We start from the raw sequence: 12,240 nt of genomic DNA, 5'->3' as shown, positions 1-12,240 counted from the left end.
GTCACTTCGTTCGGCCGGGCTACCTTACTAAGAGGGCCTTATGGCCCTCTTTTTTATGCAAATCAGGATAACTGTCATACTTAGATGACACAGTTGGACATAGCCCGGCAAAGCTAGCAATATAAACAGTGAGACGACTTTGCCGCGTCCCGTGAACAAACCGGAGTGTAAGTAGTAATGGGTCAGGAAAAACTGTACATCGAAAAAGAACTGAGCTGGTTGTCATTCAACGAGCGCGTCCTCCAGGAAGCGGCAGACAAAAGTAACCCGCTGATTGAGCGCATGCGTTTTCTGGGGATCTACTCCAACAACCTCGACGAATTCTATAAGGTCCGCTTTGCAGAGCTGAAGCGCCGCATCATCATTAGTGAAGAACAGGGCGTAACCACGCATTCCCGTCACCTGCTGAGCCGTATTCAGGCTCGGGTGCTGAAAGCCGATCAAGAGTTTGATGGCCTGTACAACGAACTCTTGCTGGAGATGGCCCGCAACCAAATCTTCCTGATTAACGAACGTCAGCTTTCCGTTAACCAACAGGGTTGGCTTCGTCACTACTTTAAACAGCATCTGCGCCAGCATATCACCCCGATTCTGCTGAACCGGGAGACCGACCTGGTCCAGTTCCTGAAAGACGATTACACCTATCTAGCGGTAGAAATCATCCGCGGCGACGAGATCAACTACGCGCTGCTGGAGATCCCGTCAGATAAAGTGCCGCGCTTCGTTAACCTGCCACCCGAAACGCCGCGCCGTCGTAAACCGATGATCCTGCTCGATAACATCCTTCGCTACTGTCTGGATGACATCTTCAAAGGCTTCTTCGACTACGATGCCCTCAACGCCTACTCCATGAAAATGACCCGTGATGCCGAGTACGATCTGGTACACGAGATGGAGTCGAGCCTGATGGAGCTGATGTCCTCGAGCCTGAAGCAGCGTCTCACCGCTGAGCCGGTACGCTTTGTGTATCAGCGCGATATGCCGGACGCCATGGTAGAAATGTTGCGTAAAAAGCTGACCATTTCCCGCTACGACTCCATCGTGCCGGGCGGTCGCTATCATAACTTTAAAGACTTTATTGGCTTCCCGAACGTCGGCAAAGCCAACCTGGTCAACAAGCCGATGCCGCGCCTGCGCCACGTCTGGTTTGATAAGTTCCGCAACGGCTTTGATGCCATTCGCGAACGCGATGTGCTGCTCTACTACCCGTACCACACCTTTGAGCACGTGCTCGAGCTGCTGCGTCAGGCCTCGTTTGACCCGAGCGTGCTGGCCATTAAGATCAATATCTACCGCGTGGCGAAAGACTCACGCATTATTGATGCGATGATCCATGCCGCCCATAACGGTAAAAAAGTCACCGTAGTCGTGGAGCTGCAGGCACGCTTTGATGAAGAAGCCAACATCCATTGGGCGAAGCGCCTGACCGAAGCGGGCGTTCACGTTATCTTCTCCGCGCCGGGGCTGAAAATTCACGCCAAGCTGTTCCTTATCTCCCGTAAAGAGGGCGATGACGTGGTGCGCTACGCGCACATTGGTACCGGCAACTTTAACGAGAAAACGGCGCGAATCTACACCGACTACTCGTTAATCACCGCCGATGCCCGTATCACCAATGAAGTGCGTCGGGTGTTCAACTTTATTGAGAACCCGTACCGCCCGGTCACCTTCGACTACCTGCTGGTATCGCCGCAGAACTCCCGTCGTCTGCTTTACGAGATGATCGACCGTGAAATTGCCAATGCGCAAAACGGCCAGGCCGCGGGGATCACCCTGAAGCTGAACAACCTGGTCGATAAAGGGCTGGTCGATCGCCTGTATGCGGCCTCCAGTTCTGGTGTGCAGGTTAATCTGCTCATCCGCGGCATGTGTTCTCTGATTCCAGAATTGGAAGGGATCAGCGATAATATTCGCGTAATTAGTATCGTTGACCGTTTCCTTGAGCACGATCGCATCTATATTTTTGAGAACGGCGGCGATAAACGCGTTTATCTCTCCTCCGCTGACTGGATGACCCGAAATATCGACTACCGTATCGAAGTAGCCACACCGCTGCTCGACCCGCGTCTTAAACAGCGGATCCTCGATATTATCGATATTCTGTTCAGTGATACGGTGAAGGCCCGCTTTATTGATAAAGAACTGAGTAATCGCTATGTGCCACGCGGTAACCGACGCAAGGTCCGCGCGCAGCAGGCGATTTACGATTACCTCAAATTACTTGAACAACCTGACTAACCTATGCCAATAAAAAGCAAAGCACCCCGGCCGCAGGAGTTTGCGGCGGTTGATCTCGGTTCGAACAGTTTTCATATGGTTATCGCGCGCGTTGTCGACGGCGCGATGCAGATTATCGGCCGTCTGAAGCAGCGCGTTCATCTGGCCGATGGGCTGGATGAAAACAACATGCTGAGCGAAGAGGCGATTGAACGCGGGCTGAGCTGCCTGTCACTGTTTGCTGAACGCCTACAGGGGTTCTCCCCTTCCAGCGTTTGCATCGTGGGTACTCACACCCTGCGTCAGGCGGCGAACGCCACCGAGTTTCTGACGCGTGCAGAAAAGGTGATCCCTTACCCCATTGAAATCATCTCCGGGAACGAAGAAGCCCGTCTGATTTTTATGGGCGTAGAGCACACCCAGCCTGAAAAAGGCCGCAAGCTGGTTATCGATATCGGCGGCGGCTCTACTGAGCTGGTGATCGGTGAAGACTTTGAACCTCGCCTGGTTGAAAGCCGTCGCATGGGCTGCGTGAGTTTTGCGCAACAGTTCTTCCTCGCCGGGACCATCAACCGTGAGAACTTCCAGCGTGCTCGCCTTGCGGCGGTGCAGAAGCTGGAGACGCTGGCATGGCAGTACCGTATTCAGGGCTGGAATTTTGCCATGGGCGCGTCAGGCACCATCAAAGCGGCGCATGAAGTGCTGGTCGAGATGGGCGAAAAGGACGGGTTTATTACCCCAGAGCGACTCGAGATGCTGGTTGAAGAGGTGCTGAAGTATAAAAACTTCAATAGTCTCAGTCTGCCTGGCCTGTCGGAAGAACGTAAAGGCGTGTTCGTACCCGGGCTGGCGATTCTCTGCGGCGTGTTTGATTCGCTGGCGATTAAAGAGCTTCGTCTTTCCGACGGCGCGCTGCGTGAAGGCGTGCTGTATGAAATGGAAGGCCGCTTCCGTCACCAGGACGTGCGCAGCCGCACCGCGCAAAGCCTGGCAAATCAGTACAACATCGACCGTGAACAGGCGCAGCGCGTACTGGAAACGACCATGCAAATGTACGATCAGTGGCTGGAGCAGAACCCTAAACTGGGCAATCCGCAGCTGACCGCACTGCTGAAATGGGCATCGATGCTGCATGAAGTCGGGCTGAATATTAACCACAGCGGTATGCATCGCCACTCTGCCTATATTCTGCAAAACAGCGACCTGCCGGGCTTCAACCAGGAGCAGCAGTACCTGATGTCGACGCTGGTTCGTTTCCACCGTAAGGCGATTAAGCTCGATGAGCTACCGCGCTTTACGTTGTTCAAAAAGAAACAGTTCCTGCCGATGATTCAGCTACTGCGCCTTGGCGTGCTGCTGAATAATCAGCGACAGGCAACGACAACGCCGCCGACGCTGAAGCTGACGACGGAAGCGAACCACTGGACGCTCTGCTTCCCGCACGACTGGTTTACCCAGAACGCGCTGGTGCTGCTCGATTTGGAAAAAGAGCAGCAGTATTGGGAAAGCGTCACCGGCTGGTTGTTAAAAATCACTGAGGAGCGGGAGCCCGACGAAGTCGTCGCCGCCTGATTCACACGCCGCTGTTTCCGCTACCGCCAGCTCCTCCAGGGGAGCTGGCTTGCCAATACCGTACCCCTGCAGATAATCAATCCCCAGCGCAATTGCCGCCGTGCGAATCTCTTCGTTCTCGACGTATTCCGCCACTACCCGCATTTTCTTCATCCGCGCCAGATGACAGATAGACGAGACAATCTGGTAATCCAGGCTGCTGGTCGCAATATTGCGGATAAAGCTGCCGTCGATTTTCAGAATATCGGCGCTAATATGCTTGAGACGCGCGTAGCTGGCATAGCCGGTACCGAAGTCGTCAATTGCCACCCGACAGCCCAGATCCTGAAGTTCATGCAGCGTTCGCCGCGCCTGATCGGCGTTAACCAGCGAATGGCTCTCGGTAATTTCAAAGACCAGCTGCCAGGCCTCAATACTGTACTCTGCCAGAAGGTCTTTAACCTGCTGAGAAAACCCGGTTCCGCTCGCGGTTGATGGCGAGAGATTCAACGCCAGACGCATACCCGGATTGCTCTTCCGACGACTCGCCATAAAGCGCAGCGTATTTTCCAGCACCCAAAGATCGATACGCGACGCCATGCCAAACTCATAGGCAACGGGCAAGAACAGCAGCGGTGAAATCAGCTCGCCATCGTCACCCAGCATACGCAGCAGGACTTCGTGATAATCATCGCCACGCACGCCGACAATCGGCTGCGCCATCAGGCGGAAACCATTGTTCTCCAGCGCCTGCTGCACCCTTACCATCATCGCAATCTTATCTTTCAGCTCCTGCTGCAGATACTGTGCACCACGGCGCTGCAGGTTTTCCGGCCGATTAGTGACCAAAGAGAGTTCTGCCACCGTATTCAGCTCGCCTAGCATTAAAGAGAGATGAGAGATTGGCGAATGAATATAACAGTAGCTGATCCCAACCTGCGGCTGGAGCGGCATCCCATTCCAGCTGTAGCGGAATTGCTGTATATGGGCATACAGGTCGTCAAGGCGATCTTTGTAGGATTCGGTATGCAACAGCATCGCCAAATCGCTACCGGTGAGCTGGTACACGTCCTCGCCGGGGCGAAGTACATCGCAGATATATTTAGCCAGATTCTGCTTGTAGTTAATGCGCAGCATAATGCCGTAGTGGCGTGTCAGTACTTCGAGGTCCGGCATTCGCAAAAAACAGAGCACCGACCAGGGAGTATGGTTAATCGCTCGGCTCAGCGCGCGCATATTGGGCAAGCTGACAACCGGATCGATAAACGCAATACGGCGTACGCGCTCATGAATCGCCCGCTGACGGCTGGAGAGCATCGCCATGTACGCGATAATGAACGAGAAAATAAGAAAGCTGGATGACGTAATCGCCATCTGCACGCTGTAGCCCGCGCTTCGAGGAACAAAGTGGTAATGATAGTGGATAGCCACAATCAGCATCATCGTCCAGACCACAGAGATAAAGCGGTAGCCAAAACGCATTGCGCCCCAGAGCATCACCGGCAGCAGCAAAGATATCGTGTAGTTCGTACTAAAAATCGAGCTCGCTTTCGTCAGTGGGGACATCAGCATCGAAAAGATACCGGCAACCATCACCGCCCAGACCAGCATCTCCAGCCCTGTCACCTTAGGATCGAAATCGCGTCGAACCTGCGATAAAAAGCTGCGGAAGTAGTTAGGATTACGGATTAAGCGAATCAGCAAATAGCACAGCGGTACCCCCGTGAGATACCCCATCAGCAGCGACTGATAGTTAATTAAATTACGCTGGGTCAGCGGCGAGGCCCACGCCGTATTCCTCTGGCTCGGGTAGAGCCCCAGGTATAAGGTAAACTGCAGCAAAAGCAGGAAAATAGTCGCCGGGATGAACATCTGCCAGAACAGCCTATACGCCATCAGCCGTGTATCGCCATGCGAGACCATCTTTCTCTGCTGGTTAAAAAACTGATAGCCTCCCCACGCCACTATCGTCGGAATGAGGAACTGTAGCGCGATGCCCAACTTTTCAACGAAGTGCATATCTTTCGTCAGATAGCAGCCAATACCGGCAATCAGACCAGGCAGTGCTTTCCAGCTAAAAAACAACATCATGCAAAGCATAAAAGGCAGAGGAAGGTAATAAAGATAAGTCCTGGCACCGCCAATATAGGTATATGTATTAGCAATTTTGATAACGGGTAACACAAGAAGAGGCAATATCAGGGGTAACCCCCACCATTCATCTCGATATTGCTTATATAATTTACAGAAATTCATAGATGCTCTAAGGATACCCCAAATCCGGCTGGGTATTTTCAGACAGGCATCCAACCTGGCTTAAAAAGGCCGCGATAGAAGCTATTACGCGGGTCAGGCGAAGATTTTAGTTATCGGTTACGAATGAAGTTTGATATGAGTCAACAAATAGCACACATCAAAACATTAATTTTCTATTTTTAGGTCTATCGCCAATTATCAACGCTAGCTTGTGAATACGAATAATATCTTATATAACATTAATTAATGTTTTATCTGACGGTTCTTTACATTCACCGCAATTGACCCCCGCCCCTCTCTGTGCCTTAATGTACCCATCGCCCGTCTATGGGTATAACAAAAGGACCCCTTTGTGAGCCAGGTTACCAGCCTACGCAAGCGACACCGATTTAACGGTCGAATGACCCGAATCGTACTGCTTATCAGCTTTATCTTCTTCTTCGGACGCTTCGTCTACTCCTCTATCGGTGCGTGGCATCACCACCAGGACAAAAAAGAATCCCAGCAAAGCAGCCTGTCGCAAAAGACGCCTCCCGCACAAACAGACGTTCGTTAACGCCCTGCACCCACCATTTTTTTACACCGAGATTCCTTACCGGATGGCTAACAACCCGACTTTTAACCATCCGGTAAGGAATTTGGCTACCCCTCTTTCTGGCTGAACCCCGATCTTTATCTGCCGATATTGGTAAAAAAACTAATTCCCGCACAATTACACAAACTTTTCTTTTTCTACAGTCGCAACATGCCGCGCTGATTTTTTACAGCTCTGATAAAGAGCATAAAAAAGAATCAGTAAGCGCACTAATAATCACCAAGGCATAACTCAAAAATCACCCCAATATATAAAAAATTTATATATGTTTTGAATATTTAATTGTTTTACCCACTATTAACTTTAACGCGACAGGGTTTGAGCATGACTGGTTTTACGTTATTTCCAAAAATAAAAAGCGGTCTGGAGTGGATGTCAGGGCACAGTGACGCCGTTATCCAGTTTGGCTGGAACATCGTTGCCGCGATTATTCTATTATTTATCGGTAAATTTATATCCCGCGTGCTCTCCCGTGGCCTGGAGAAACTGCTGTTAAAGCGCAAGGTTGATATCACCATTGTGCAGTTCTTTACCGCACTGGTGCGTTACATCACGCTCGCCTTTTCCGTGGTCGCCGCGCTGGGTCGCCTGGGCATTGAAACATCCTCCATCATTGCGGTCATCGGTGCTGCGGGTCTGGCCGTTGGTCTGGCGCTGCAAAGTTCGCTGTCAAACTTTGCCGCCGGCGTGATGCTGGTCTCCCTGCGTCCTTTCCGAGCCGGTGAAGTGGTGCAGATTGGCACAATGACCGGCACCGTTGAGAAGGTTCATATTTTCTCCACCACCCTGCTTACCGGTGACAGTAAAGAAGTGGTTATCCCGAACGGTAAGATCATCGCCGACAACATCATCAACTACTCACGCCACCCATTCCGCCGTATCGATCTGGTCATTGGCGTTGGCTATCAGAGTCGTATCGCTGATGTGAAAAGCGTGATTACGCACATCATCGAACAGGATAAACGTATCGACCAGAACCGGGGGACGACCGTACGTCTGGGTGAGCTGGGAGCCTCATCGCTGAACTTCTACGTTCGCGTATGGGTACGTAACGCCGAATACTGGAACACCTATTACGATCTGCTGGAAAACATCAAAGAAGCGATGGATGCCAATCACATCGACCTTCCGTACCCACAGATGGATATTCGCGTGGAGAACGTCACCAACCGGCCTCAGCGACAGCTGCACCGGGTAGGCTAACTGCCGTCTCCCCTCTTTTCAGAGGGGAGTATTCCACTCATGCTGCTGTAATAACCGGATAACTTCCGTTATCCCTTTACTGCGAATTTTATCCTGACGCAGCACCACACCCAGCTGACGATAAAGCAGCGGCGACAGCGACTGAACATGCAGCCCTTCACTATCGTAGCGACGCGCAACGGCCATACGCGGAATAATGCTGTACCCCAAACCTGCGGCCACCATTCGTTTAATGGCTTCAATGCTGCCAAGCTGCATCACGGGTGTCACCTGCAACCCGGCCTGCTGAAACCAGCCATCAATCAGCGTGCGCGTCCCGCTCCCGGCTTCAAAGGCAATCAGCGGCAGGTTCTGTAACGCCTCAGGGCTGAGTTCGGCCTGAGCACTAGCGCTAATAAACACAAACTCTTCGCGTAATACCGCCGTGATATCCAGACCGCGTCCGCTAGCAGGGAGCGTAACCAACCCCATATCGAGACGGTTCTCTTCCACCGCACGGGCAATATCCTGCGTATTACCGGTGGTTACCCCCACCACCAGCAGCGGGTATCGTTCACGCAGCTGCTGCAAAAGCGGCGGTAACAGATGAATACAGGCCGTGGCGCCGGTCCCAAGCGAAACGGTGCCGCTCACGTTCTGACTGCAGTCATTGACCGACTGCACCGCTTCATTCACCGCTTGTTCAATACGTTCACCATGCAACAGTAGCGCCATGCCCGCCGCCGTTGCCTTCACACCGCGCCCGGTACGTTCAATCAGCCTGGTCTGCAAAAACTGTTCAAGCTGCCGCACCTGTAGGCTCACCGCAGGCTGGGAAATACCCAGCACATCCGCCGCCGCGGAAAAGCTGCCGCGTTGGGCGACCAAACGAAACGTCGCCAGATATCCCAGGTTCAGCGTCATCATTCAAAGTTTCTCTTATCAGGGTCATAAACGGAGGGCTCTGCCTGCACAATAGCGCGCAGGTTATGCTGCCAGCAACTGCATAACTTACGGAAAGCTAATGAAAACACCTGCCGCACCGCTCTCCATCACGCTCGCTGCTGGGGGTAACCAGCTCATCAACTGGGGGATTTCATTTTATATGCCGGGCACCTTCGCCCGCGCGATTGCGCAGGATACCGGATGGGCATCAACGCATATTTATCTGGGACTGACGCTGGCGATGCTGATGATGGCGCTACTCTCCCCCTGGGTTGCCCGCCTGCTGGCGCATTTTGGCGGTCAGCGTGTGGTCGTGAGCGGCACACTACTGATAGCCGCTAGCTGCCTGCTGATGTCCGTGATTAACACGCTCATGGGTTGGTATGCCGCCTGGCTGATAACCGGTATCGGTATGCGGCTGGCGCTCTACGACGGGCTTTTCGCCGCACTGGTGAATTTGTACGGCCAGCGCGCCCGCCCGACACTCTCTCGCGTTACGCTTGCCGGTGGACTTGCTTCCGCCCTGTTCTGGCCGCTGGGTGCGGCGCTATTGACGGTCATTGGTTGGCGAGATGCGTTATTGGTTTACGCCCTACTGGGGGTTACCAGCGCCCTGCTGGTAACAACGTTGCCAAACCAAAAATTACCCTCGGTGAAGTCTTTACAACGCGCTCCCGCATCACAGCACGATCGCCACACCGGCCTGCTCTTCGCGTTGCTGATTGCGCTGGTGACCTTTATCTCCAACGGCACCTCCACGCACCTACCAGAGTTTATCGCGGCCCACGGTCTGCCCGTCACTATTGGCATACTCTGGGGCGTCGGGCAGACCGGCGCACGTTTTCTTGAGGTGGCCTCAGGCTCAGCGTTAACGCCGATGAAACTCACGCTGCTCACCACGTTTTCCATCCCGCTCTGTTTTCTTCTCGGCATCAGCAGCGCACATATCGCCTGGGCTGCCAGTGGCTTTGTTTTCGGCTATGGCGCTATCAATGGGCTAACCACCGTCTTTAAGGCCACCTTGCCACTGCAACTCTTCGCTGCAGAAGACTATGCCCGACGCACCGGCATATTGTTGATTCCCGCACAGCTGCTGGCCGCCGCTTCGCCGTTTGCCTATGCCTGGCTAAACCTGCATCTGGGCATCAATGGCAGCCTGATGATATCTGCCGTACTGGCACTTATCGTTGCGGGGCTGGCGGTGTCGATTGCGCTGTGCCAGGCTAGTCGCACAATAAAAACGCGCGATGAACAACCTTATCGACAAGGATAATCCCCATGCATCTGCAATCCGAACATCTCACCTTACGCCCGGCAACGGCAGACGATCTCGACGATCTTTATCGCATTTACGGTGACCCGGCGACCAACACCTTTAACCCCGCAGGCCCGCATGCAGATATCGCATATTCGCGCCAGGTGCTGTCGGGGTGGCTTGAACATATTGAAAGCTATGGCTACGGCAACTGGGCGATTAGCCTGCGGGCAAACCCGCAGCGAATCATTGGTTTTGGTGGTATACGCATTGTCGATTATCCCGACTTTACGGTGAACAACCTGGGGTATCGTTTTTCCCCCGAAGCCTGGGGCAAAGGCCTGGCAACCGAGTTTGCCCTGCTGGCTATCGATTACGCATTCAACGTGCTGAAGCTGGAAGACGTGGTGGGCATCGTGCGCAAAAACCATCTTGCCTCGCAGAAGGTGCTGCTAAAGTGCGGGCTGACGTTGGTGCGGGAGATTGATGATGTTCCGGGGAAAGAGCCGAGCTTGATGTTCAGGCGGTTACGTGGGTAAGAAGCAGCTATAAAAAAAAGCCTCTGCTAGCAGAGGCTTTTTAACGTCACTACCGCAGGAATATTATTCCCACTCAATCGTAGCCGGTGGCTTACCGCTGATGTCATACACCACGCGGGAGATGCCGTTGACTTCGTTGATGATGCGGTTGGATACGCGGCCGAGGAAATCGTACGGCAGGTGCGCCCAATGTGCCGTCATAAAGTCGATGGTTTCGACAGCGCGCAGGGAGACAACCCAGTCGTACTTACGGCCATCGCCCATCACGCCAACGGAACGGACCGGCAGGAACACGGTGAACGCCTGGCTCACTTTGTTGTACAGGTCAGCTTTGTGCAGTTCTTCAATGAAGATAGCGTCCGCGCGACGCAGCAGGTCGCAGTACTCTTTCTTCACTTCGCCCAGCACGCGAACGCCGAGGCCTGGACCCGGGAACGGGTGACGGTACAGCATGTCGTACGGCAGGCCCAGTTCCAGACCAATTTTACGCACTTCGTCTTTGAACAGCTCACGCAGCGGTTCAACCAGACCCATCTTCATCTCTTTCGGCAGGCCGCCCACGTTGTGGTGAGATTTGATGACGTGCGCTTTACCGGTAGCGGAAGCCGCAGATTCGATAACGTCAGGGTAGATAGTGCCCTGCGCCAGCCACTTAACGTCTTCCAGCTTCAGCGCTTCTTCGTCGAAGACTTCAACGAACACGCGGCCGATGATTTTACGTTTGGCTTCCGGATCGTTTTCGCCTTTCAGCGCATCGAGGAAGCGTTGCTCACCTTCAACGTGAACGATGTTCAGACCGAAGTGGTCGCCAAACATATCCATCACCTGCTGCGCTTCATTCAGACGCAGCAGACCGTTGTCGACGAACACGCAGGTCAGGTTTTTACCGATTGCGCGGTGCAGCAGCATCGCGGTCACGGAAGAGTCCACGCCGCCGGACAGGCCGAGGATCACTTTATCGTCGCCAACCTGCTCACGGATGCGGGTAACGGCGTCGTCGATAATTTTCTCTGGAGTCCACAGCGCTTCACACTGGCAGATGTCGCGTACAAAACGTTCCAGCATACGCAGACCCTGACGGGTGTGGGTCACTTCCGGGTGGAACTGCACGCCGTAGAAGCGTTTTTCTTCGTGCGCCATAATGGCGAACGGACAGGTCTCGGTGCTGGCAACGGTGACAAAGCCTTCTGGGATGGCAGTCACTTTGTCGCCGTGGCTCATCCATACGTCCAGCAGCGGTTTGCCTTCAGCGGTCAGGGAGTCTTCGATACCGCGAATCAGCGCGCTGTCGGTCTGCACTTCAACCTGCGCGTAGCCAAACTCACGCTCGGTGGAGCTTTCAACGTGGCCACCGAGCTGCATTGCCATAGTCTGCATGCCATAGCATACGCCGAAGACCGGCACGCCAGCGTTGAACACGTACTCTGGCGCACGTGGGCTGTTTGCTTCGGTGGTGCTTTCCGGGCCGCCGGAGAGGATAATACCGCTCGGATTGAACTCACGGATTTGGGCTTCAGTAACATCCCATGCCCACAGCTCACAATAGACGCCCAGTTCACGTACGCGACGTGCAACCAGCTGGGTGTACTGGGAACCGAAATCAAGGATGAGAATGCGATGTTTATGAATATTGTCTGTCATTTGACATTAATTCCGAGGCAAGTGAAACAATAACAAAGCGCCCGGTGAAAACCGGGCGC

Annotated in this window: 8 protein-coding genes and 1 pseudogene; 6 read left to right on the top strand and 3 right to left on the bottom strand. The window is 53.6% G+C overall.

Annotated elements, in window-relative coordinates:
- Positions 1-177 precede the first annotated feature (177 nt).
- Positions 178-2,238, top strand: a complete 2,061-nt coding sequence (gene ppk1, locus GKAS_RS01080) for a polyphosphate kinase 1 (protein ID WP_035891442.1) — start codon at positions 178-180, stop codon at positions 2,236-2,238.
- Positions 2,239-2,241: 3 nt separating this feature from the next.
- Positions 2,242-3,789: an exopolyphosphatase gene (gene ppx / locus GKAS_RS01075; RefSeq protein ID WP_035891441.1), complete on the top strand. Its 1,548-nt coding sequence runs from the start codon at positions 2,242-2,244 to the stop codon at positions 3,787-3,789.
- On the opposite strand, the gene GKAS_RS01070 is transcribed toward ppx, so the two are convergent.
- The gene (locus tag GKAS_RS01070; protein WP_081918512.1) at positions 3,742-6,024 is read right to left on the bottom strand and encodes a sensor domain-containing phosphodiesterase; all 2,283 of its coding nucleotides are present in this window, start codon (positions 6,022-6,024) and stop codon (positions 3,742-3,744) included. The two genes, ppx and GKAS_RS01070, sit on opposite strands and share 48 nt — an antisense overlap.
- A 352-nt stretch (positions 6,025-6,376) precedes the next feature.
- Here GKAS_RS01070 and GKAS_RS23525 point away from each other — a divergent pair, with 352 nt between their 5' ends.
- Positions 6,377-6,580, top strand: coding sequence for a YfgG family protein (locus tag GKAS_RS23525; RefSeq protein WP_072011319.1), 204 nt, complete (start codon positions 6,377-6,379; stop codon positions 6,578-6,580).
- A gap of 363 nt (positions 6,581-6,943) precedes the next feature.
- The gene (gene mscS / locus GKAS_RS01060) at positions 6,944-7,822 is read left to right on the top strand and encodes a small-conductance mechanosensitive channel MscS (RefSeq protein ID WP_035891439.1); all 879 of its coding nucleotides are present in this window, start codon (positions 6,944-6,946) and stop codon (positions 7,820-7,822) included.
- A gap of 18 nt (positions 7,823-7,840) precedes the next feature.
- Here mscS and GKAS_RS01055 read toward each other — a convergent pair.
- Positions 7,841-8,753, bottom strand: a pseudogene (locus GKAS_RS01055) (LysR family transcriptional regulator).
- Between the two features lie 72 nt (positions 8,754-8,825).
- Here GKAS_RS01055 and GKAS_RS01050 point away from each other — a divergent pair.
- Both GKAS_RS01050 and GKAS_RS01045 read left to right on the top strand, forming a co-directional pair.
- Positions 8,826-10,019, top strand: coding sequence for an MFS transporter (locus tag GKAS_RS01050; RefSeq protein WP_035891435.1), 1,194 nt, complete (start codon positions 8,826-8,828; stop codon positions 10,017-10,019).
- A 5-nt stretch (positions 10,020-10,024) separates the two neighbouring features.
- Positions 10,025-10,540 (top strand): GNAT family N-acetyltransferase, encoded by a 516-nt coding sequence (locus GKAS_RS01045; RefSeq protein WP_035891434.1) that lies wholly within the window; start codon positions 10,025-10,027, stop codon positions 10,538-10,540.
- A 63-nt stretch (positions 10,541-10,603) separates the two neighbouring features.
- On the opposite strand, the gene guaA is transcribed toward GKAS_RS01045, so the two are convergent.
- Complete coding sequence (guaA, locus tag GKAS_RS01040) at positions 10,604-12,181, bottom strand: glutamine-hydrolyzing GMP synthase (RefSeq protein ID WP_035891432.1); 1,578 nt, start codon at positions 12,179-12,181, stop codon at positions 10,604-10,606.
- Positions 12,182-12,240 lie beyond the last annotated feature (59 nt).

The organism is Kluyvera ascorbata ATCC 33433 (assembly GCF_000735365.1).
Lineage (GTDB): Bacteria > Pseudomonadota > Gammaproteobacteria > Enterobacterales > Enterobacteriaceae > Kluyvera > Kluyvera ascorbata.
This window is presented reverse-complemented; position numbering and strand designations above follow the sequence as displayed.

Bases quoted from the DNA above. Each gene is read 5' to 3' on its own strand.
- ppk1 (WP_035891442.1), top strand. From the start codon at position 178: ATGGGTCAGGAAAAACTGTACATCGAAAAAGAACTGAGCTGGTTGTCA.
- ppx (WP_035891441.1), top strand. From the start codon at position 2,242: ATGCCAATAAAAAGCAAAGCACCCCGGCCGCAGGAGTTTGCGGCGGTT.
- GKAS_RS01070 (WP_081918512.1), bottom strand. From the start codon at position 6,024: ATGAATTTCTGTAAATTATATAAGCAATATCGAGATGAATGGTGGGGG.
- mscS (WP_035891439.1), top strand. From the start codon at position 6,944: ATGACTGGTTTTACGTTATTTCCAAAAATAAAAAGCGGTCTGGAGTGG.
- GKAS_RS01050 (WP_035891435.1), top strand. From the start codon at position 8,826: ATGAAAACACCTGCCGCACCGCTCTCCATCACGCTCGCTGCTGGGGGT.
- GKAS_RS01045 (WP_035891434.1), top strand. From the start codon at position 10,025: ATGCATCTGCAATCCGAACATCTCACCTTACGCCCGGCAACGGCAGAC.
- guaA (WP_035891432.1), bottom strand. From the start codon at position 12,181: ATGACAGACAATATTCATAAACATCGCATTCTCATCCTTGATTTCGGT.